The 22818-nt window shown below is 48.3% G+C and carries 21 protein-coding genes and 1 other RNA gene; 6 read left to right on the top strand and 16 right to left on the bottom strand.

Going from position 1 to position 22818, the window contains the following annotated elements; translation table 11 throughout:
* Positions 1-7: 7 nt before the first annotated feature.
* The 5 genes from X794_RS01220 to X794_RS01200 form a co-directional block, all read right to left on the bottom strand.
* Positions 8-643 carry an inorganic diphosphatase gene (locus tag X794_RS01220; RefSeq protein WP_011308892.1) on the bottom strand — a complete coding sequence of 212 codons (636 nt, stop codon included), beginning with the start codon at positions 641-643 and terminating at the stop codon, positions 8-10.
* An 89-nt stretch (positions 644-732) separates the two neighbouring features.
* Positions 733-3162, bottom strand: a complete 2430-nt coding sequence (pheT, locus tag X794_RS01215) for a phenylalanine--tRNA ligase subunit beta (protein ID WP_034376737.1) — start codon at positions 3160-3162, stop codon at positions 733-735.
* Position 3163: 1 nt separating this feature from the next.
* Entirely contained in the window at positions 3164-4204 is a 1041-nt protein-coding gene (gene pheS, locus X794_RS01210) for a phenylalanine--tRNA ligase subunit alpha (protein WP_011308890.1), read from the bottom strand.
* Positions 4205-4319: 115 nt separating this feature from the next.
* A complete protein-coding gene (locus X794_RS01205; RefSeq protein WP_034376739.1) occupies positions 4320-5453 on the bottom strand; it encodes a S41 family peptidase in 1134 nt (377 codons plus the stop codon).
* A gap of 97 nt (positions 5454-5550) precedes the next feature.
* The gene (locus tag X794_RS01200) at positions 5551-5781 is read right to left on the bottom strand and encodes a hypothetical protein (RefSeq protein WP_011928801.1); all 231 of its coding nucleotides are present in this window, start codon (positions 5779-5781) and stop codon (positions 5551-5553) included.
* A gap of 343 nt (positions 5782-6124) precedes the next feature.
* On the opposite strand from X794_RS01200, the gene X794_RS01195 reads away from it, so the two are divergent.
* Positions 6125-6742 (top strand): DUF4328 domain-containing protein, encoded by a 618-nt coding sequence (locus X794_RS01195; protein ID WP_034377013.1) that lies wholly within the window; start codon positions 6125-6127, stop codon positions 6740-6742.
* A 91-nt stretch (positions 6743-6833) separates the two neighbouring features.
* Here X794_RS01195 and rnpB read toward each other — a convergent pair.
* The 3 genes from rnpB to X794_RS01185 form a co-directional block, all read right to left on the bottom strand.
* An RNA gene (gene rnpB / locus X794_RS07245) (RNase P RNA component class A) lies at positions 6834-7188 on the bottom strand.
* Positions 7189-7283: 95 nt separating this feature from the next.
* Positions 7284-7673: a ribonuclease HI family protein gene (locus tag X794_RS07260; protein WP_268749078.1), complete on the bottom strand. Its 390-nt coding sequence runs from the start codon at positions 7671-7673 to the stop codon at positions 7284-7286.
* A gap of 33 nt (positions 7674-7706) precedes the next feature.
* A complete protein-coding gene (locus X794_RS01185) occupies positions 7707-8402 on the bottom strand; it encodes a zinc ribbon domain-containing protein (protein WP_011308884.1) in 696 nt (231 codons plus the stop codon).
* A gap of 107 nt (positions 8403-8509) precedes the next feature.
* Here X794_RS01185 and X794_RS01180 point away from each other — a divergent pair, with 107 nt between their 5' ends.
* The 5 genes from X794_RS01180 to X794_RS01160 all read left to right on the top strand — a co-directional run bounded on the left by X794_RS01180 (position 8510) and on the right by X794_RS01160 (position 12971).
* The gene (locus tag X794_RS01180; protein ID WP_012984150.1) at positions 8510-8872 is read left to right on the top strand and encodes a hypothetical protein; all 363 of its coding nucleotides are present in this window, start codon (positions 8510-8512) and stop codon (positions 8870-8872) included.
* On the top strand, positions 8862-10124 hold the full coding sequence (locus X794_RS01175; RefSeq protein ID WP_041344457.1) for a hypothetical protein: 1263 nt from the start codon (positions 8862-8864) through the stop codon (positions 10122-10124). Before X794_RS01180 ends, X794_RS01175 begins: the two co-directional genes overlap by 11 nt.
* Before the next feature lie 262 nt (positions 10125-10386).
* Positions 10387-12153, top strand: coding sequence for an IPT/TIG domain-containing protein (locus tag X794_RS01170; RefSeq protein ID WP_034376745.1), 1767 nt, complete (start codon positions 10387-10389; stop codon positions 12151-12153).
* A 172-nt stretch (positions 12154-12325) separates the two neighbouring features.
* Positions 12326-12520 carry a 30S ribosomal protein S21 gene (gene rpsU / locus X794_RS01165; RefSeq protein WP_010936130.1) on the top strand — a complete coding sequence of 65 codons (195 nt, stop codon included), beginning with the start codon at positions 12326-12328 and terminating at the stop codon, positions 12518-12520.
* A gap of 1 nt (position 12521) precedes the next feature.
* Positions 12522-12971 (top strand): GatB/YqeY domain-containing protein, encoded by a 450-nt coding sequence (locus X794_RS01160; protein ID WP_011308880.1) that lies wholly within the window; start codon positions 12522-12524, stop codon positions 12969-12971.
* A gap of 48 nt (positions 12972-13019) precedes the next feature.
* On the opposite strand, the gene X794_RS01155 is transcribed toward X794_RS01160, so the two are convergent.
* From X794_RS01155 to mraZ, 8 genes are all read right to left on the bottom strand, one after another.
* Complete coding sequence (locus X794_RS01155; protein ID WP_034376746.1) at positions 13020-14654, bottom strand: radical SAM protein; 1635 nt, start codon at positions 14652-14654, stop codon at positions 13020-13022.
* Positions 14623-15207, bottom strand: coding sequence for an NYN domain-containing protein (locus tag X794_RS01150; protein ID WP_011308878.1), 585 nt, complete (start codon positions 15205-15207; stop codon positions 14623-14625). The genes X794_RS01155 and X794_RS01150 overlap by 32 nt, the downstream gene beginning before the upstream one ends.
* 229 nt (positions 15208-15436) lie before the next feature.
* Positions 15437-17722 carry a vitamin B12-dependent ribonucleotide reductase gene (locus X794_RS01145; RefSeq protein ID WP_167333056.1) on the bottom strand — a complete coding sequence of 762 codons (2286 nt, stop codon included), beginning with the start codon at positions 17720-17722 and terminating at the stop codon, positions 15437-15439.
* 316 nt (positions 17723-18038) lie between these two features.
* Positions 18039-18566, bottom strand: a complete 528-nt coding sequence (nrdR, locus tag X794_RS01140) for a transcriptional regulator NrdR (RefSeq protein ID WP_015407549.1) — start codon at positions 18564-18566, stop codon at positions 18039-18041.
* A gap of 143 nt (positions 18567-18709) precedes the next feature.
* The gene (ftsZ, locus tag X794_RS01135; RefSeq protein ID WP_011308874.1) at positions 18710-19840 is read right to left on the bottom strand and encodes a cell division protein FtsZ; all 1131 of its coding nucleotides are present in this window, start codon (positions 19838-19840) and stop codon (positions 18710-18712) included.
* 39 nt (positions 19841-19879) lie between these two features.
* Positions 19880-21106, bottom strand: a complete 1227-nt coding sequence (gene ftsA / locus X794_RS01130) for a cell division protein FtsA (RefSeq protein WP_011308873.1) — start codon at positions 21104-21106, stop codon at positions 19880-19882.
* A 70-nt stretch (positions 21107-21176) separates the two neighbouring features.
* Complete coding sequence (gene rsmH / locus X794_RS01125) at positions 21177-22226, bottom strand: 16S rRNA (cytosine(1402)-N(4))-methyltransferase RsmH (protein ID WP_034376749.1); 1050 nt, start codon at positions 22224-22226, stop codon at positions 21177-21179.
* A 6-nt stretch (positions 22227-22232) separates the two neighbouring features.
* Complete coding sequence (gene mraZ / locus X794_RS01120; RefSeq protein ID WP_011928783.1) at positions 22233-22661, bottom strand: division/cell wall cluster transcriptional repressor MraZ; 429 nt, start codon at positions 22659-22661, stop codon at positions 22233-22235.
* Positions 22662-22818: the final 157 nt, after the last annotated feature.

Genomic DNA, 22818 nt, shown 5'->3' with positions numbered 1-22818 from the left:
CTTTTTATTATTTCACTTTTTTTGTGTCTTTAAGTGTATCCAGATACCTCTGGTGAGACTCCCAGTAAGTCTTAATGGCTGATTCGCGGTCTTCCCAACCTTCAACACCTGTCTTTTTGGATTCCAGCTCTTTATATATGTTAAAGAAATGGAATATTTCCTTCAGCAGGTGGGGAGGCACATCCGAAAGGTCACGAATGAAGTTAAAGTGCGGGTCACCAATGGGTACGCACAATAACTTGGCATCCGGGCCTTTTTCATCGTACATTTTGAAAAGCCCCACCGGTTTAGTTTCTATCATACAACCGGGAAAGGTAGGCTCCCAAACTAAAACCAAGGCATCAAGGGGGTCCCCGTCTTCGGCCAAAGTATCCACAATGAAACCGTAATCACTGGGATAATGGACAGCCGAGAAAAGCATACGGTCAAACTTGATTACCTTGCGTTCTTTATCATATTCATATTTATTCCGGCTACCCTTGGGTATTTCTATCATAACCGTCAGAGTAATATCCGGCGTACTTGCCAGTCTCAATCTTTTCAGTTTAGGGCATTTTGCTTCACCACAACCAACTATTGTCTTGAACTCAGAGTTTATGGCTTCAACTTCTTTTTTAATTTTCTTTGAACTATCGCTTAACATTTTTCCTCCGTGTTTATAATACCTTATTCAGGCTGAAAAAACCAAAAGGGGCTTTTTAAAAAGCCCCTTTAAATTACCGGATAAACCCGTTAGGAACGCAAAACTGCTCCCGTTTCAGTATTCAGCCGTCCAAGTATCTGGCTCATCACTCCGTCCACTTCCTCATCTTTCAGGGTATGGGTATCAGATTGGAAAAGAAGATGGTAGGCCAGTGATTTTTTATTCTCGGCTATCTGTTTGCCCTGATACATATCAAACAGTTCCGCATTTTTTACCAAATCGTATTCTGAGAGTATGTCTATAACCTGCCGATTAGTGATATGCCTGTCAATCACCAAAGCCAAATCCCGTTCAACTGCCGGGAAACGGTTAATAGGATTAAATTTGCGGCGAACTATAGCTCTGGTAATAAGTTTTGACAGATTGATTTCAAACATATATACCGGCTCTGTTATGTCAAATTTATCTGCAGTTTGAGGGCTTACCTGCCCCAAAATACCCACCGGCATATCCCCTACCAGAATACCGGCCTGATACCCATGGGACAAGCCATGTTCGTCAGATACCACAAAATCAGCTGAAAGCCCCAAACGGCTTACCATAGATTCCACAATGCCCTTAACATCAAAAAAGTCAAAACCGGCGGTATTTCTCTGCCACCGGGATTGAGACGAACCACCCGCTATAACAGCACACAGCATCTCAGGTTCTTCCTGTTTTTTATTCTCTTTCGGCAGGTAAACACGCCCAAGCTCATAAAGCCTGAGACCGTCTTTTTCAAAGCGGCGGTTTGCCGCCAGAGAAGCATACAAGCTGGGACGCAAACTGGTGCGCATAACCTCTTGCTCACTGCTCATGGGGTTGCTGATAGCCAGAAATTCGGGCTCAGCACCTGATGAAACACGGGAAAGCATTTCACGGCTGGTAAATGAATATGAAATAAGTTCCTGAAAACCATAACCTGAGAGTATTTGCCTTAGGAAACGCTTCATGCCGGGCAACGGGGGCGTTTCTATTTTGGGTATAGCTTTATCCAGAGGCAGGCAGGGTATGGTATGGTAGCCCGCTATTCTGGCCACTTCTTCAATCATATCAATGTCGGTTTCAATATCCATCCGCCAATATCCCGGATAAATACGCACCATATCCTCAGTCGCACCGTAACCGAATTCTTCCATGCCGGGTACATATTCGGGAAGCCAGATAAAACCCAGCCTTTTGGCTATTTTACAGGCATCAGGCGGTTCTTTCTCATAGCCTAATATCTGATTAACCTTTGCCAGTGAGAGCACAATACCGTTTCTTTCCTTTTTATTAGGCAAAACATCTATCAACCCTGAAGCTGCCTGTCCACCGGCTATTTCAAGTATCAGCTGGGTGGCGCGTTTCAGAGCAATAGGAGCGAGTTCGTAGCTAAGCCCCTTTTCAAAACGGGCAGAAGCCTCACTCTGGAGTTTTAAACCTCTGGCGGTCTTACGGATGCTTTGCTTATCAAAGGTGGCCGATTCCAAAAGTATGCGGGAGGTTTTTTCAGTTACCTCGGTATTTTCACCACCCATCACCCCCGCCAAGGCAATTATCCTGTCAGGTTCGGTAATAAGCAGCATATCCGGGCTAAGTTTCCGTTCAACCCCGTCCAGAGTAGTTAAAACTTCACCCTCTGCCGCGGGGCGGACAATAATATGCCGTGATTTTATCTGGTCGTAGTCAAAGGCATGCAGTGGCTGGCCAAATTCCAGCATGACGTAGTTGGTAGCATCTACTACGTTATTTATAGGGCGCATACCGCAGGCAATCAGCCGTTCTTTAAGCCAATCTGGCGATTCCTCAAGTTTGATTCCTTCTATCAGGCTGGCGGTATAACGGGTACAGAGTTTGCTGTTATTTATTTCAATTTCTATTTTTTCTTTTATATCCGGGCCGGTTGCTTTAAAATCCGGGTCGCTGATAGCAGGCAAACGGTCTATCAGTGCGCCCAGTTCTCTGGCTACGCCGGTTACACACATCAAATCACCCCGGTTAGGGGTAAGCTCCAGATCAAATATTATCTCACCCAGATATTCGCTGGCCAGCATGCCAACAGGCGCATCCGCCGGCAATACCAAAATACCCTCATGTTCATCTGACAACCCCAGTTCCCGTTCGGAACAAACCATTCCGCAGGATTCCACTCCCCGCAAAACAGCCGGCTTCAGCACAATTTCCTTACCGTTGTGACCGTCTATCAAGACTGCACCCGTACGGGCAAAAACCACCTTGTCACCGACTTTGCAGTTAGGTGCGCCGGTAACCACTGTTTCCTGCCCCTGCCCCCAATCCACCTTTACCAGCACCAGGCGGTCAGCGTTGGGGTGGCGGTTTACTTCCATAATCTGGCCTACATATACGTTTGGCCATTTGTCTTTATGGGAATTTAATACTGCCACCTCAGTACCGGCCATAGTCATCCGTTCGGCCAGTTCGGCAGGCTGTATATCAGTTGGAAGGTATTCTTTAAGCCACTTCAAAGGTATTTTCATATTAAAACTGCCTCAAGAATCTAGTATCGTTAGAGTAGAAGAGACGGATATCATCAATACCGTACCTCAGCATAGGCAATCTTTCCAGCCCCATGCCGAAGGCAAAGCCGGTATATTGTTCTGAATCTATGCCTACCCTCTCCAGCACCTTAGGGTGCACCATGCCCGCACCCAAAATCTCCAGCCAGCCGGAACCGTGGCAAACACTGCATTCTTTTTTACCGCCGCAGGTACAGCTTACCGCTACTTCTACACCCGGCTCTACAAAGGGGAAATAGTCACAGCGGAAACGAACCTTGCGGTTAGCCCCGAAGAAACGGCGGCAAAACTCCATCAAAGTGCCTTTAAGATGGGCCATGGAAATACCCCTGTCCACCACCAGACCCTCCACCTGGGTAAACATGGGAATGTGGGTGGCATCGGTTGCTTCGTAACGATAAACCTTTCCCGGTACTACTATCCGTATAGGAGGTTTGTTTTTCTCCATATAACGTACCTGCATGGGAGAGGTATGGGTGCGAAGCAGGGTATCCAGCCTGCCGTTGTCATTAGGCCTGTCTATCCAAAAGGTCTGCATATTTTCCCGGGCGGGATGATCTTCAGGAATATTCAAAGCCTCAAAATTATGGTAATCATCTTCTATTTCCGGCCCTTCCACGACTGAAAAACCCAGACTTGAAAAAATAGTAGTAACCTCATTGGTTACCTGCGTCAGGGGGTGGATACGTCCGATAGGCCAGGGTCTGCCGGGCAGAGTAATATCTAGCCCTTCATTACGGCTGGCAAACTGTTTTTCTTTAGATATCTGCTCTTTTTGCAAAAAAGCGGCCTCAAGTGCGGCTTTGGCTTCATTAGCTGCCGCTCCGGCTGCTTTACGTTCTTCTATGGGCAAACTGGCCAGATTCCGGAGTGCTCCGGTCAGCAGGCTTTTCTTGCCTAAATACCGGACACGCCACGCTTCAAGATCCTTGAGATCTGTTATGGCTTCCAGTTCGGCAAGGGCGCTTTGGGTAATGTCAGTGATATTTTTAATTTCTTCCATAGCCCAGCTTCACATCAAAATTTTGTAAAAATTATATGCTATTAGCTTTGAATGGTCAACACAGCCCAACATTATGTCAGGTTTGTCCGTCCTAAACAGCCTGCTTTCAGGCTATTTAGGCTTCCCCATGCATAAAATTTAGCGCCCATTTAACAGCTTCGTCACCTGCCAACTCCAGTTCGATATCCGGGGTAATACCCTGACCTTCTATCATCCGCCCGTTAGGTGTATACCAGCGGCCTATAGTCAAGTAGATACCGGTGTTCCCGGTCACATCAAAGGTGCGGTTTACACTACCCTTGCCATAAGTAGTCTTACCCACAATAGTTGCCCGCCCATAGTCCTGCAAAGCACCTGAAAGGGCTTCGGAACCGCTGGCACTGTACTGGTCTACCAATACTACCATGGGCAAACTGGTAGTTACAGCCTTGGGGACTATTTTGTATTCCTCCGAGTTTCCGGCATTGTCAACAGTGGTTAAAACCACCCCGCTGCTTACAAAACGGCTGGTTACATTTATAACCGAACTTACCAGACCACCGGGATTGCCCCTTAAATCCAGCACTATCCCTTTGGCATCACCCAGATTTTTGAGCACCTGCTCCAGCTCTGCGTCTGTCCTTTCGCTAAAACGGCTGAGACGGATATAAGCTATATCTCCCATCATTTCAGAGGAAACGCTGGGAATAAGTATTTCATCACGGGTAACGTTAAACAGCAGTGGCTGGGCAGAGGTGCTTCTTTCTACCTTTAGCGTTATCAAAGTCCCCTTTTCGCCCCTGACCAGCGGAGACAGGTCTGCCAAACTAAATCCGTCAACGGACTGCCCGTCCACTTCCAGTAAAATATCGCCGGCCTTTATACCGGCCAAAGCTGCCGGAGAACCCTCATAAGGAATCAGGGTAATCACCCCGTCTTCTATCTGGACAGTGGCACCTATCCCTACATATTGGCCGTCATCGTACTCTAGACTGGCCTGATAGTCTTCGGCATTCAGATAAACGGAATGGGGGTCATTCAGCTCATCCATCATACCCTTTATAGCCGCTTCAGCCAGAGCCGCCTGATCTATAATATCCGGCTCTACGTATTCAGTAGTAATAATCTGCCAGGCAGTTACAATACTGGACAGGTTTTCGTCACTGTTTAAAGCGGACACGCCGCCGCTAAAATAACCCAGGGCGAAAGACCCCAGCAAACCAACCATGGACAGAATAGTGCCCAGCAATACTTTTATTCTAAAAGTCATAGACGTCTCCCTGTAAAATATCCTGTTCTAATCATAAAACAAAAGGCCCGGAAGTACTACTCCCGAGCCTTAAGCTAACAATTACTGTAAAGTACCGCTAAGAACACTTCTGATTTGATTTGAATTGGTCCACCAGAGCCAAGGTGCTGTCCAGATTAGCCAGATCCAGAGGAATACCCAGATTATTCAGTTCGTAATAACCCATCCCCCGGTAGAGCCGCCGTCCGGCTACCCTGCACATTTCGTCATACAGTTCAGGCCATTCCTGCCCGCAACGGCGGTGGCAGAATTGGACAAAATCCAGAGCAGAGATATTCAGGTCTTCCATAATTGCCCTCATTATAACCCATCACCACCTAGCAAGCAGCAAACCACCTGAGGAGAGTTGCGGAGCATAATTTATAACCAGTCAAACCCTCTGGTCAACCTCACTAATGGCTGGTATCTTTGTATTTTGAGCATATTAAGCCTTGAAATCCAGCCTGTTTGAAGCATCAAGAGTGCCTGATTTTATTATTTGGGAAAACCATCCGCCGGCAGACATCACTTGCAATAGTAGACATCACTTGCCATTATAGTCTTACTAGTATACATTTATATATATATTTCCATAGAAAACAGGGGCTAACTTGCGGAATACCAACCAAAACAGGAACATTTCAGGATTAAAAATGCTTGGCCGGCTTTTGCTGGTACTGCTGGGGCTGTCTATGTTAAGCGGCATATATCTGGCTGTCCAGCAATCTCACCTGAGCGCCTTCCTGAACACTACCAGCCAGACCAATTTTGTTATCCCGTCTTACCCCCATCTTTGCGAAGAGGCAGTAGACCAAGCGACTCTGGGCTTGAATATACTGCTTGCCGTTAGCTTTGTCAGCGGCATGTTTTACCTGTACTTGAGCCACGCATTTTATGTGAACCTGCACCGCATCACTCCCCGCTACAAATCCCGCCGGGTATTTCCGGGGTTCTTGATACCCGTAATCAATTTGGTATTTCCGCTGTTATTTACGGCTGAAACATGGCAACTAAGCAAACAGCCTCTAGAAACTCAAACCGCCCTGCCAGAATACAAAATAAATTTGCTATTCAAATTCTGGTGGATACTCTGTCTACTGGCGGTTACATTGTTTGTTTTCCCTCAAATCTCACCATTTGCACTGTCTGATTCTTATTCATCAAGGGAATCCGTAGCCAACATATTTACAGTGGCAACAGTAATCGCCGCAAGCGGAGGCAGTTTTATTCTTTTTTACCAGTTTAACACCCACCTAAAACTGTCAAACTAAAATCAGGCCAAACCCGAATTAAAAATCCAGCCCGGATATTTACTAAATAGAAAAACCACCCCTCAAAAGGGGTGGTTTACTGAAATAAATTAAGCCAAGCAGACCTGTAAGCCGAGTTCTGTACCCTTGCCCGAAAGCAAAGGTGATGACCATCTATCTAGACCAGACGTTACCGTCTGGTTCATGCGGCCAACCCGGGAACAGGCCAGACGTCCTTGCGTTCCCCTATTTGGCCTTGCTCCGGACGGGGTTTACCCGGCCAGCCGGTCACCCGGACTGCCGGTGAGCTCTTACCTCACCATTTCGCCCTTACCTGTTTTCACAGGCGGTATGTTTCTGTTGCACTTTCCGTAGGGTCGCCCCCCCTGGGTGTTACCCAGCATCCTGTCTGGAGGAGCTCGGACTTTCCTCCCGCTTTAAAGGCGGGCGGCCACCCGGTCTACTTGGCAAGCTTTAGTATAGCAGAGATATGTTCTACCCGCATAAAAAGTACTCTAAAAACAAAAAGCGGATAGCCACCCTTTTAGCTTAAACAGGAGTCTCAGCTTCCGCCATCCAAAGCTTTGTTAGCCAGAGCGTCTGCCTCAGAGTTTTGGGCGCGGGGTATGTACTTTATTTGGTAGCGTTCAAAACGCCCCAACAGTGAAACAGATTTGCTGAACAGGGGTTTAAGCCCCTCGTTTTTCATTCGGTATTCGCCCTTTATCTGTTTTACCAGAAGCTCTGAATCCGAGCGAATTTCCAGTTCCTTTGCACCCAGAGAAGCGGCTTTTTCTAGCCCTGCTAGCAGAGCCTGATATTCGGCTTGGTTGTTGGTGGCATGACCAATAGCTTTGGAAATACAGGCAACCAGATTGTTTTTTCCGTCCTTGAGGGTTACGCCAATGGAGGCCGGGCCGGGATTACCCCTTGATGCCCCGTCTGTGTTTATAATAATCTTGCTAATCTTTTAGATACCTTTCTTTCAATCCAGATATAATATTCGCTGGCAACCGCTGCACTGCACCAGAGTACCGGCTCTGGCACGCTGCATCCAAGCCGCTGTTAATTTCAAACCGCAACCACGGCAATTCCCTTGTTCTACCTTTGAAACAGCTTTGCCCTTGCTTTTACGCAGAGTCTGGAAAAGTACCAAATCCGGCTGTTCAAAACGGGACATAAACTCATGACGTTCGTTTTTAAGCTTTTCTATCTCTAAATGTATCAGGTTCAGTGACTGGGTATTTTGGGTCTGGTCTTGCTGCCATTCCGAGCGGGCAGTTTCCAGCCCCTCCATTACCTGATTGCAATTAGTCTGCAACTCTTCCAGACGGTCCATGCCGGCAAGCGCTTGATCATCTATCTGGGTACGCTTTGCTTCAAGGATTTCCTGTTCCTTACTCAGATTAGAAAGCTCTTTGGGATTATTAATCCGTCCTGAATACAGGCTTTTCTTAATTTCGTTTATCTTGGCATCCAAATCAGCAGACTGACTTTCAAGTTCACGCAGAGAAGCCTGCTGTTCTTTCAGATGGCTGGCCGCTTCCACCAGATTATTTTCGGCCTGCCTGAGAGCAGAGTCATCCTGCAGGATTGCCTGTAATTTGGAGGCCTGCATCAGGTGAGACTCCAAATCCAGTTCCAGTTCTTGCAGTTGATAAAGCTCTTTTGCTAGTTGCATACTTGCCCACTATTGTAAGTCCTGCATCACACTTTAGCAATAACTATCTAAAGAGTGACAGATGATTATAGCTGATATTAGAACATTTGTGCTATTATTCTACCACTATGACACAAGAATTTATTGAAAGAAAAAAAGGCGCTCCCTACGGCAACCAGAATGCCCGCAAACACGGCTTCTATTCCCGCGTACTGGATACTGATGAACTGGAGGACTATGAACAGGCAACCCTGACGGAAGGTATTGACGAAGAAATTGCCCTGCTCAGGGTAAAAATCAAATCCGTCCTCCGCCATGACCCAGACAATCTGAAACTGCTAATGCAGGCCGTAACCACCCTGTCACGCCTGCTTTCTGCCCGTTACAACATCAGCCGTCAGGACAAAGGCGGATTGAAAGAGGCTATTTTCAACGTCCTCAGAGACGTGGCTGTGCCGCTGGGCATTATAAAGGCTACCTTTGATAAATAAACTTCGCCCTTACCAGCAGGATGTTGCCAGGGCGGTGTTACGAAGTATATTTAACCAGCAGGGGCAGACCTTCAGCGTAGAAATAGCCCGGCAGGGCGGGAAAAATGAACTTTCATTCCAGCTGGAGCTCCTGCTTCTTACTCTTTACATGTTTGAGCCTAAAAATCTGGTTAAATGCGCCCCTACCTTCAAACCCCAGCTGAATATCTCCATGATGAGGCTGAAAGACCGCCTGAATGAGGCCGGTTTTACGGATATATACCACACCGAAGGCGGGTATATTATCAGGCTCAATCAGGCCAGAGCCGTTTTTCTGTCAGCCGAACCAAGTGCCAGCGTGGTGGGCAATACCGCCCACCTGCTACTGGAGGTAGATGAAGCCCAAGACGTGAACAAGGAAAAGTACAGCAAGGAATTTAAACCCATGGGCGCCACCACCAATGTTACCACCGTTCTTTACGGCACTACCTGGGACAGTTTCAGCCTTCTTGAAGAGATAAAAGAACAAAATATAGAAAAAGAGCAAAAAGACGGGCTGAAACGGCATTTCCGGTATGACTGGGAGGCAGTAGCCGCCCACAACCCGACTTATCTGGCATATGCCCTGTCTGAAAAAGAGAGACTGGGGAAAAACCACCCTTTATTCCTGGCCCAGTACCGCTTACTTCCGGTAAGCGGTGGCGGCGGCATGTTCAGTAACGAACAGCTTGATTTGCTTAAAGGAAATCACCCCTGTCAAGTCTACCCCGAAAAGGGCAAGGTATATGTGGCTGGTCTTGATCTGGCAGGCGAAGACAGTCAAACGGGCGGCATCTCCCCGACAACTGTAAACTTACGGCGGGACTCAAGCGTGCTTACTATTGCGCAGCTGGATTATACCTTTGCCAAAGCCCCCTACAACCTGCCTCAGGTCAGGCTGGTCTGCCATTACAGCTGGCAGGGAACACGTCATGCCCTTCTCTATGAAAAGCTGGTGGAACTGCTGGGTAAAGTTTGGAAATGCCGCAAGGTAGCAGTGGATGCCACCGGTTTGGGACAGCCGGTAGCCTCGTTCCTGCGGGAATCACTGGGCAGCCGTATTCTGCCAGTTCCCTTTCAGACTGCCCGTGCTGAAATAAACTTACTATTTCCTTATCCCTTTGCCTTTTCAGCCATCTCTGGCGGCCGCGCGGCTGGTCAAAAATACACACCGGCAAAGGACAACCCAAACAAGTTTTTGAAAACTCACAACCCTGGTCAGGGTATGAGGTAAGTTCAGGCAGCAAATCCGCTTCTTCTATTCTCAAATCATTCTCTAATAAGGTCATCTCTCCAATCCTTCTTAATAAAATCTGTGCTTGCAGTGGTTAAATTTAGCACATATGTTCTAATATCTTCAAGACTATTTTGTCGTTTTATTAAATAGACATAATCAGCTTGTAAATTATTTGAATAGGAGGGCTTCTGTGGTATAATTGCCCCAAGTTTAGAGGGTATGTTATTTTCAAATAAGGAGGCTTGAAAGAACTCAGATAATGAAACACAAATTTTTACTTCGCGTATTAGGGGTGTTTTCCACCTTGGCCTTGCTGATTGTAGCCTTGCCGCTTTCTCCGGTTTCGGCAGCGGCCAGCATTACTTTGTATCCAAATTCCGGTCCGGCCGGAAGTCTGGTAAATTTTAGCATTGCAACTACTGCTACAAACGGCACAACTGCTTGGATATTATTTGGAGGAACCCAAATCACAACTGCTACCGTAAGTGGCGGCAGTGCCAGCGGTAGTTTTACTGTTCCAACTACAGTCACACGGGGCGCATATACCGTTTCCACCCTCGGGCTGGAGAGTGTAGCCAGTGCCACTTTTACTGTCACTCCCAGCATAACTCTGGCCAGTGCCACCGGTTACGTGGGTGATAGTGTAGCCGTAACCGGCAGCGGTTTTGCCCCCAGCACGACAGTCAATTTTTACCTGTCAGGCAGTACCACTGCTTTTGCCCACCTGAACTCTTCCAGTACCGGTACTGTATCCGGTACTATTACCATACCCCCGGCCAAACAAGGGGTACTAAGCATCACCGCCAATGATAGCGGCACTCCCGGCACTGCTCCGGTTAATTTCACTATTAACCCCAAAATAACCCTTTCAACAGATAACCCCGGGGTAGGTGACAGCATAACTGTAACCGGCAGCGGTTTTTATGAAGGTATCATCCAGATTAGCGTAGATTCGGGCACTGCTGCTAATGCAGGTGTATCTGTGGGTTCAAACGGCAGCTTCAGCACCACTTTCACAATCCCGGCACTGACCCGTGGCATCCATACGCTTACAGCTAACGATGCCTGGAATAAATCCGCTCAGGCCACTTTTGATATAGCCCAGAAAATATCGGTAACCCCCACCAGCGGCACGGTGGGCACGAGCATCACCGTAAAGGGCAGCGGTTTTAATACTACCGGTTCAGTCACCCTGACCTACTTCGGCCAGAGTGTTACTGTGGCCCTGACTAGCGGCACTTTTACTACTACCTTTGTAATACCCGGTGTTCAAGCCGGAGTTTACACACTATCTGCCACAGACGGCAGCGTTATAGCTACCACCACCCTTACAGTTACCACCAATATCACCATGTCCCCCACCAACAACGCCTCCACTCCCGGTAGCGTGGGACAGGAAATTACCCTAACCGGTTCAGGCCTTAAGGCCAATGACACCGTACTGGTTACCTTTGACAGTGCCCAACTCACTATTACTCCCAGCCCCATAGTTGATAGCAATGGCGGTTTTAGCCTTATATTTAAAATTCCTGCTACCACTGCCGGACCTCACACCATTACCGTTATCTCCGGCACTACCAGCAGTGCCTTCACCTTCTTTGTTGAAGGCACTGCTCCGGCCACTCCTGCTCCTCTCACCCCGGAGATGGGACTTAAGGCTAAACAGCCCGTTGTCTTTGACTGGGAAGATGTTACTGACCCCAGTGGTGTTACTTATGTACTGGAAATTGCCACTGATGAAAACTTTGCTACCATTCTTTACCAGATAAAAGATCTCACCGACTCCACCTACACCATGACTGAGGCCCAGAAGCTGGAGAGTGTTTCTTCAGACAGCCCCTACTGGTGGAGAGTCAAGGCTGTGGACGGTGCTGGAAACGCAAGTGCTTATACCGGCGCTGGTAGTTTCACAGTTGGCTTCAGCCTGGACCTGCCCGCATGGGCTACCTATGTCCTGATTGGTATCGGTGGTCTTTTGTTGCTAGCTTTGGGTTTCTGGCTCGGCCGCCGCAACGCTGATTACTAAAAAATTCCTGAATTAAACGTATTATTGGAAGCCCTCTCCCTGAAAAGAGAGGGCTTCTTCTTTGCCGGGCATTTTCCAAAGCCAGTTAGCTTGAACATCTTGACTTAAGCCCCCTATCCAAGTACAATGATTCTCTAGGTCATTTTTTTCAAAGTAAGGGGGTGATATACAAATGGCAGACGTTAGACCCGAAAATAACGAGAGCTTTGAAAGCATGCTCAAACGTTTTAACCGCAAGGTCCAGCAGGACGGCATTCTTTCCGAAGCACGTCGCCGCACCCGCTTTGAACGCCCCCCGACCCGCCGCAAGCGTAAGGACGCCGCAAAAAGGCGTTTGGCAATAAAAGCCGCCAGAAAGGCCACCTAAAATGCCAACTTTGAAAGAAAAGTTTGGCGAAGAGGTCAAACTTTCTCTGCGACAAGGTGAAAAACTGAAGTGTTCTGTACTCCGTATGCTGGTTTCAGCCATCAGTTATGCTGAAATAGCCAAGCAGAAAACCTTTACAGATGAGGAAATCATCGGGGTAATAGCCAAGGAGATAAAGCAAAGGCGCGAAAGCATAGACGCCTATAAGCAGGCAAACAGACCTGAGCTGGTTGAAAAAGAACAGCAGGAAATGGAAATCCTCCAGTCCTATATGCCGGAACAGATGGGCGAAGCCGAACTGACCCTGATTATTAAAAAAGTAATCTCGGAAACAGGTGCCAGCACCCCTCAGGATAAGGGAAAAGTAATGGGCAAGTTAATGCCTCTGGTAAAAGGCAAAGCCGACGGACAGATGGTTAATGCCATCGTAACCGCACTTCTGAATAACTAAATTTAATTACCTTAAACCGGAAGGGAGACCTTTAAAAAGTCTCCCTTTTTATATTTCTTTGAAAGCGGCTTTATATTCAGTTTCCAGTTTTTGCCGCTGTTTCGGGTTTTCCAGCATGTGCCATGGCAGTTCATCTGCCAAATCAAACCGGGTTTTAGCCAGAGACTGGCTGTCTATCTCAAGTGATTTGGCTGCCCGCTTCCAGCAAGCCAGTGAATCACCTCCCGCCGTTGCCAGCAGGTTTGAAAGACTTGAATCACCTCTGGAAAGCACCGCCTGAATCTGAGACATTTCAGGGCTTTCAGCCCGAACCTCTATCCCCTGCCCTTCCAGACGTAAGCGTATTGTATCCAGCCGCCGCTTTATGAGGGCAGCATCTTCCATACCCAGCCACTGAAAAGGAGTGGCAGGTTTGGGCACAAAGGGAGCAATATTCAGGCTAAGCCTTACCCCACGCCCCTTGGAAGACATGGCCTGCTGAGCCTTTTCAGCCAGTACTATCATTTCTTCCACATCTTCGTCAGCCTCACCCGGCAACCCCAGCATGAAATAAAATTTTAGCTGGCGGAAACCCTTTTCAGCCACCAGAGCGGCTGCCCGTATTATGTCATCTTCGGTTATACCCTTGCGGATAATCCGTCTCAGCCTCTCAGAACCGGCTTCTGGTGCCATAGCCAAACTGGAAACACCTGAAAGTGCCAGTTCGTCCAGCATTTTTTCAGACAGCGGTTTTATCCTGAGCGAACTTACACTTAAGCCAAAATCCATATTCCTCAAGCGGGAGACAAGTTCAGTCACCTGGGGATGGTCACTAACCACCGGTCCCACCAGACCTATCCTCTTGCGTTTCAGCATTCCCTCTTCAGCCTGTTTTAACAGCAGTTCCAAAGGGTGGTAACGCAGAGGGCAAAACACCCCTGCTACTAAGCAAAAACGGCACTGGTGTCCGCAGCCGCGTTCCACTTCCATCAGATACATCTCGCCCAGTTCGGTAGCTGTACTGAAGACCGCCGTTCCCACCCCCTGAGTAAGTTCAGACGGAAATACCCTTTCAACCGGCTGTTCTGGCGGTATAGACGGCACATACAAACCGGGTATTTTAGCCAAACGTTCCAGAATCAAACCTTTAGATTCGCCTGCCGTTTCGGAAAGCACCGCCAGAAGCTCGGGTAAAATAGCCTCTGCCTCACCTATGCAAAACACGTCAAAAAAATCAGCTGCCGGTGCGGGGTTAGACATTATGCAGGCACCTCCGCCGATAACCAGCGGAAAAGCCTCGTCCCGTTCACGGGCGTAAAGCGGCATGCCGCAATCCGCCAGCATAGAGGGGATATTCAGAAAGTCCAGTTCGTAGGAAAGAGTAAACAAGAGAGCTACATAATCAGTAAGAGGGCGGCGTGATTCTACACTCAGAGTCGGGCGGCCTTTGGCGGTGCCGCCTTCCCAGAAAAATCTCTCGGCCAGATATTCCGGATAGTTATTTATCAGGCGGTAAAGGGTATGAAGTCCCAGATTTGACATGCCCACGTAGTAAGAATTGGGATATGCAACCGCCAGAGGCAATCTGCCGCCCCAGTCCTTAATAACAACTCCGCTTTCACCGGCTACCCTCTGGGAAGAGGCATATGAAACCCGTGTGCGTGAAAGCTCTTTACGATTCTTGAGGCGGTCTTTGCGTGCCATAATTGTTTCTTTGCTGTTTCCAGCAGTTACGCAGCAGACGCCCGTCTACCGCAATAATCTTGTCCGCCACTTTACGAAGTTCCACAGAGGTACTTTCCTTGCCGAAAAGGGCTACCTCCACGTTTTTGCCATTATCCTTGACTGCCTGAAGGGCACTCACAAAATCACTGTCCCCAGCAACCAGTATGGCTGTATCAAAATTATTCTTGAATCCATGGCTGAGCATATCGGTAGACAGCAATACATCTACCCCTTTTTCATATGGGGGTGTAGCAGGCCAACCTGAATATACCAACCTTCCCAGCCGAAGCTCCATATAGGGTATTTTTTCCAGACTGGTAAAAAACTTTTTCTGGTCATTAAAACGCTCCGGCTCTTCCTTGCGGCCTACCTCGGCATTGTAATAATAAATACGGACTAAACGCCTGTGTCCGGCAATCTTGGAGCAAAAACAACCAAAATCTATATCAGTTCTTTGAAAATGGGATTTGAGATAGTGGTACATGTTACTACCATCTATAAATATCATCACCCTTTCAAGTGTATCCGTCATCAATCACCACTCATGTATAGACTTGATTCTATAATATATTATTTGAGATAAAAAAACACCTATCCTGTTTTTAAGGCAGGAAAGGTGTTTTTATACCTAATCTAATTAGAATACGGCTAGGCGATCAAGCCAGCCACAGTGACTATCATGAGATACATGAAGCCAGCAGCAACCAGTACCAGAGCCAGCATATCCTTAGTGTTTTCCATTTTATATCCTCCAATATTTTTTAACATTTAGTATAACCGCAACCGGGGCAAATGAAGCACCCTTCCTGATAAACCAGAATACTGCCGCATTCAGGGCATTGCCCTGCTATGTTCCTGACCAGCCCGCTTACACTCCCGGTTTTGGCTGAAGCCGCCACTGGCTGACTGTAACCGTTTACATGTTTCTCCAGCACACTGGCAATCGCATCAGCACAGCTTAATACAGCTTTGCTGTCATCCCATGCAATGGAAGGGCAGCGAATACCTCTAAGCTGTTTAACCACCGAAGCTACTTCCATACCAGAGCGCAAGGCCAGCGAAATAAGCCGGCAGGTGGATTCAAGTTGGGCGGAAGCACAACCTCCGGCCTTGCCCAGTGAGGAAAACACCTCACAAATTCCATGCTCGTCAGAGTTTACAGTAACGTAAATATATCCGCAACCCGTAGTAACCCTTTCGGTAATACCCTGGGTTACTTTGGAACGTTTACGGGGCATCAAATTCGGGTTTACAGCAACAGCCGGAGTTTCAATTTTATTTTCAGCCTTGCCGGTAGACATAGGCTGGTCTTCGCGGCTGCCGTCACGATAGATAGTAATACCCTTCAAATTGCGGGCATGAGCCATTTTGTAGACCTCAGCCACATCACATTCCCCTGCGTCACGGGAAAAGTTTACTGTTTTGGAAACGGCGTTATCAGTGCATTTCTGGAAAGCCGCCTGTATGCGCACATGCCACTCCGGCACAATCTGGTGGGCGGTTACGAACAGGTCTTTGGCGTCCTGCGGCACATCAACCTCATCCAGATGCGCCCCTTCCGCCAAAGATTTAATAAGCTCCTCGGAATAATATCCGCCTTCTTTAGCCGCCCTCTCAAAATAAGGGTTAACCTCTATCAGCTTAGTTCCGTCCAGAATATTGCGGGTAAAGCACAAGGCAAAATGGGGTTCAATACCTGAAGAACATCCCGCAATAATAGACAAAGTACCGGTGGGTGCAATGGTGGTACAGGAAGCGTTCCGCATAGGGCGACCGCTCTTCTCATAAATACTCCCGCGATAGGCCGGGAAAACGCCCCTCTCCACCGCCAGTTCTGACGAGAATTTGTGGGCTTCGTCATTTACAAAGCACATTATCTCCTCTGCCAGCTTTATTGAGTTTTCCGAATTGTACGGCACACCCAGTTCCAAAAGCATATCCGCAAAACCCATCACTCCCAGACCAATCTTGCGGCTCTTCTTGGTCATCTCATCAATCTGAGGCAGGGGGAATTTATTTACGTCTATGACATTATCCAGAAAACGAACGGCACTCTTTATAACCCGGCTCAGCTTTTTATAATCAACGGTATTTTGGCCTCCGCTTACAGTCACCATACGTGACAGGTTTATTGACCCCAAGTTGCAGGATTCATAAGGCAGCAAAGGCTGTTCACCGCAAGGATTGGTGCTTTCAATCCGCCCCAGCTGGGGAGTGGGATTGTAAGCATTTATGCGGTCAATAAAGACAATACCCGGATCACCAGTCTTCCAAGCCATATGAACAATCTTGTTAAACACTTCGGAAGCATTCAGACTGGAAACAACTTCGCCGTTATGGGGGTTTAACAAATCATAATCAACCCCGTCTTTTACCGCCTGCATAAATTTATCGGTAATGGCTACCGACAAATTAAAGTTAGTCAGCACTCCGGCTTTATCCTTGGCATGGACAAATTTCATAATATCAGGGTGGTCAATACTCAGGATAGCCATATTGGCGCCCCTTCTGGTTCCACCCTGCTTGATAACATCAGTTGCCACATCAAAGGCACGCATGAAGGATACAGGCCCGCTGGCAACCCCTCCGGTAGTACCCACCCGGTCTTGTTCTGGACGCAGGCGGGAGAATGAGAAACCGGTGCCGCCGCCGCTCTTATGTATCATGGCGGTGTGCTTCACGGCATCAAAAATAGACTCTATCGAATCATCTACCGGCAGTACGAAACAGGCTGAAAGCTGCCCTAGCTCACGTCCGGCATTCATAAGGGTGGGCGAATTGGGCAGAAACTCCAGACGAGTCATCAGGTTAAAAAACTCGTCTTCACGGCTTCTTACGTCTGCCTTGGGGTTATAAATAAGCTCCCCCATGGCAATAGTGCGGGCAACCCGGCGAAACATATCCTCAACTGTTTCGGTAGATTTGCCCTGCTTGTCTTTTTTCAGATAGCGGCGTTCCAGCACGCACATGGCATTATCTGTAAGCTTCAGCCCCTCAGTTCTGGCATCTGCCTTCATTTCAGATTTAACTTGTACTTTTACCGGCATCGGTTCTTCCTCCTTGGCTTGGGTCTCAATTTGATTTTGCTTGTCCTTGTTACCTGCGTCCAGCACCTCTTTGACCATTATATCTATCTCATCATCTGTGGCCAGTACCGCAGGGGCTTTTAAATCACTGGGCAACAAATCTTCCATGCCAGGCAATCCTACCGGCTTTTCCAGCCTTTTTATAAGCTGGCTGATAAGTGTTTCTATCTGGACTCTATCAGAAATACCCATTGAGGCCGCAGCTACAAACATAGCCCTGGCCACGCGGTTGCGATTAACCGGAGTTGGTTTCTTACCGCTTACGTGATTTACCATGTTATCTCCTTTGGTATCTGGTCTTGGGGACCGCCTTATCTTCAGGCAACAAACTAAGTTGCCCTTTGTGTATGCCCTCGTCCTGTCCGTTTACCAAATTGTCTACTACCTTTTTCAGCTGGGTAATATCAGTAAACTCACGGTAGACGCTGGCAAAGCGCACATAGGCAATATTATCCAGCATTTTCAGCCTTTCCATAACCATATCTCCCAAAAGGGTACTGGGTATTTCGGCCTTGCCCATATTGTAAAGTTCGGCCTCTATATCCCCCGCCACCTTGTCCACCGCCCCGGCTGGCAAAGGGCGTTTCTCACAGGCACGTCTGAGACCGCTCAGCAACTTTTCCTTGTTAAACTCTTCACGCCGCTGGTCTTTCTTAACCACAAAGAGACCGGCTGGCTGAAAACGTTCATAGGTAGTAAACCTCTGGCCGCAAACCACACACTCACGCCTTCGGCGTACCCCGTCATCTACATCTCTGGAGTCTATCACCTTGGAATCCGGGTGACTGCAATAAGGACAATTCATTTCACCCTCCAACACTGTATATTGTGTTGCGCAGATAGATTAACACAAGGGATAGTGGTAGTCAATACGTAAATAGTCTTATTTTTACAAAGAAACAGGGCTGCGGTTAAGCACCGCAGCCCTGTTATACAACTATATTAGACTTACCAGGAAATCCTGGAAGAAGGCTTATTAGAGCGGGTATCCACCGGAGGGGCAACCGGACGGGCCCGATTAAAGAGCGGTCTCCGCAAGAAGGAGGGAACATCCAGTTCGTCTTCGGTCTTGATACCCTTCAGCTGGCGGGTAATGGCATCATCACCCTCTTCTTCGGCCATACCCATCTTGGAAACAAAGCCGGTAGCAATCAGGGTTATCTTTACGTTTGAACCCATGGATGCGTCCGAAGCCACACCAAAGATGATGTTGGCATCAGGATCAACCGCCTGTTTAATAACATCGGCTGCTTCGTTAACTTCCATCAGGCTCAGGTCAGGGCCGCCCACTATGTTAAAGAGAACACCCTTGGATCCGGTGATGGAAACATCCAGCAGAGGGCTGGCCAGAGCGCTCTTGGCGGCATCTGAAGCCCTGTTCTTGCCGGAACCATAACCAATAGACATCCAGGCCGGGCCGGCGTCCCGCATAACGGCACGCACATCAGCAAAGTCCAGGTTAATCAGACCGGGAACGGTGATAACCTCGGAAATAGCCTGCACGCCGTGGCGGAGTACATCGTCAGCCATCTTGAAAGCGGCATCCACGCCGGTCTTCTGGTCACACAAATCCAGCAGGCGGTCATTGGGGATGATAATCAGGGTATCTACCTTGCCCAGCAGGCGATTAATGCCTTCTTTGGCAGTAGAAGCCCGGTGAGCACCTTCAAAAGTAAAGGGCTTGGTAACCACAGCGATAGTCAAAGCGCCGCTTTTCTTGGATTCTTCAGCCACAATGGGAGCAGAACCGGTACCGGTACCGCCACCCATACCTGCGGTAACGAAAACCATATCAGCCCCGTTAACTATTTCGCGGATTTCATCGCGGCTCTCTTCAGCCGCTTTCTGCCCCATATTATGGTCGCCGCCGGCACCCAAACCGCGGGTAACTCTTTCGCCTATCTGCAGGCGGATAGGAGCTTCAGTGATAGCCAAAGCTTGGGCATCAGTGTTGATAGCAATAAATTCAACACCCTGTATTTCTTCACGGACCATGCGGGTAACAGCATTGCAACCGCCGCCGCCACAGCCGAATACTTTAATTCTGGCGGGATTGGGAACGAAACTTGTTTTAGCCATTTTATAATCTCCTTATATCGTTCTAAAATTTTACTTTATTTAGTTAGTTCCAAACAGACCGGCAAAACCCTTAAGCAAGTTACGCATTCGGCCGAAAAAGCCGATATTATCCAGCCATGATTTTTTAACAGGCTGATGCTTGGCACCCCAGAGGAGCAGGCCCACACCGGTGGCATAAGCCGGATCATGAAGTGAATCCACAATGCCGTAAACCTTGTCAGGGTTTCCTACCCTTACCGGTATGCGCAGGATATCCCGTCCCAGAGTTTCCATACCCGCCAGATTAGAGCTGCCGCCGGTCAGTACCAGGCCAGCCGGTACCAGACTGTCATAGTCCGAGTTAGGTATCTCCAGCATGATAAGGCGCAGAACTTCCTCCACCCGGGCGCGGATAATGTCACACAGGTCCTGATAAGAAACACCATGGCCATCTTCGCAGATAGGGCTGGGAGACTCCATTTTGGTTTCATATACGGGCAGGACGCTGCCGTAGCGTTTCTTCATTTCCTCGGCAACGTCAAAGGGAAGGCCCAGGCCAATAGCCACATCACGTGTCAGCTGATAACCAGCCACCGGGATAATAGCCGTGTGCCAGATACTACCATCTTTGAAGACGCAGATATCAGTGGTGCCTCCGCCGATATCGGCCAGAATAACACCCACCTGCTTTTCGTCATCAGTCAGTACAGCTTCACTGGAAGCAATAGGTTCGAGTACCAGGTCATCAATATCAATGCCCAGCCCCCGAATGCACTTCACCAGGTTCTGTACCGAGGTAGCGGCCGCAGTAATAATATGTGTTTCCACATCCAGCCTGAAACCATGCATACCCACCGGGTTTTTTACCCCGGATTGGCCGTCAACTGCATAGGTTCTGGGAATAACGTGGAGCAATTTGCGGTCATTAGGAACGCTGATGTTCTGAGCGGTAGCCATTACCCGCTTCAGGTCATCACTTCTTACCAGACGGTCATTTCTGGTAATAGCCACCACACCCTTATTGTTCATAGAGGTCACATGGCGGCCGGTTACGCCTACATAGGCGGATTCAACCTTGTATCCGGAAGCCTGTTCCGCCTTACGGATGGACTCACGGATGGATTCCCGGGCGTCATTGATGTTTACTACCAGACCTTTATGTAAACCCTGCGAAGGGCCAATGCCAACACCTACTACGTTGACACCGCCCACAGGATTTACTTCGGCAATTATAGTACAGATCTTGGTAGTGCCGACATCAATCGCTGTAACGATTCTGTTTTTCATATATCTCCCTCCATTTGCAAAACCGGGTATCTCAAAAATCCCTTACGGGAAAATTAATCCTTTCCGCACATCAGCTTCCTCCCCTCTGGACCACCCCCTTATGTTTAGCCTGTCCATGCTGAACAGAGCCAGTTCTGCTGACATGATTAACTAATTCATCTTCCCGGCTGGAAAAAAAACGCCCCTCGCCGGGTTCTATAATCCGCTCTGCTACCCGCATCTTGGCGCTTCGGCTGCGCGGGTTTCGGGATATTTCTTCATTCGAAGGGGTAATCACCCTGCGGTTTATAATTCTCAGCGAAGGCTGGTGGTCACAAACACACTGGGGAATATCATCAGGGCATATACAGCCCTTGGCTTCCTTTTGAAAATACTGCTTCACAATACGGTCTTCAAGCGAGTGGTAACTTATCACCACCAGCCGCCCGCCATGACCCAGCAGGCTATGAGCCTGCGAAAGAGCACTTTCCAGGTGAGAAAGCTCTTCATTTACGGCTATCCGCAAAGCCTGAAAAGTACGGGTGGCCGGATGAATACGTCCATGACGCCCGCCTACCGCCCTCTCTATAGCAGCAGCCAGTTCGGTGGTGGTTTTAAACGGCCTTTTCTCTGCAATAGCTCTGGCAATCCGCCGGCTAAAAGGTTCTTCTCCATATTTCCAAATAAGATCGGAAAGTTCAGTCACATCGTATCCGTTAATAATATCTGCCGCCGTCAGCTCCTGCTCAGGGGAAAACCGCATATCCAGAGGAGCTTCGGTCTGGAAACTAAACCCGGATTCTTGCCTGTCCAACTGCATAGAGGAAAGACCCAAATCAAACAAAATACCATGTACCGGCATATATTCATACCGCTGGCATATATCTTTCAAATTCGCAAAATTGTCATTAACCAGTAAAACCGAACTGCCGAAACTCTTCAGCCGTTCGGCCGCCAGAGTTATGGCACTGGGGTCTGCATCTATAGACAAAAGCTGCCCGCCGGGGTAACTGTGCTCTAAAATAGCCTCCGAATGGCCACCTGCCCCCAAAGTACAGTCCACATAACGGCCTCCGGGTATAACCCCCAGCCCCTGTATGGACTCTTCCAGCATAACCGGTATATGAGGATATTCAATCACTTTTGTCTAATGCTCCTCAAGCGTTTCTATTATTTGCCAGGCCTGCTCTTGGCTGGCCTTCTTTTCAGACTCCCAAGTCTCCTTGTCCCATATCTCCAAATAATTGTTGACACCTGCCACAATAACCTCTATATTAACCCCAGCATAGGTTTTTAAAGGTGCAGGCAGGGTCAAACGACCCTGAGCATCCAGATTAACATCAAAAGCCAAAGCGAATAGAGCCCTGTTCAGGCGGCGCATCTTGCTGGGAGCAACCGTAGTACTCTTCAAGCTTTCAGCCAGTTTTTTCCATTCGCACAGGGGGTAAGCATAAATGCATTTCTCACCGGTGCCGGGGGCAAGTATCAAACCGTCCTTCAGGCTGGGCCTGATGGCAGGCGGCAAAGGGAAACGCCCTTTTTCGTCCAGCTTGTACTCAAATTCTCCGAAAAACATCTTCTTAGGTACTCTCTCCCCGACTTACCACATTACCCCACTTTTTCCCATTCTATAAGCGAACACCCCCTTTGTCAAGCCTTTGAAAATATATTTTTATATATCTATTGAGCTTTTGAGTCTGGCCAAAAGGGTATGCTAAAATAGAACAACGTCA

It is taken from the genome of Dehalococcoides mccartyi CG5 (genome assembly GCF_000830885.1).
Lineage (GTDB): Bacteria > Chloroflexota > Dehalococcoidia > Dehalococcoidales > Dehalococcoidaceae > Dehalococcoides > Dehalococcoides mccartyi_B.
This window is presented reverse-complemented; position numbering and strand designations above follow the sequence as displayed.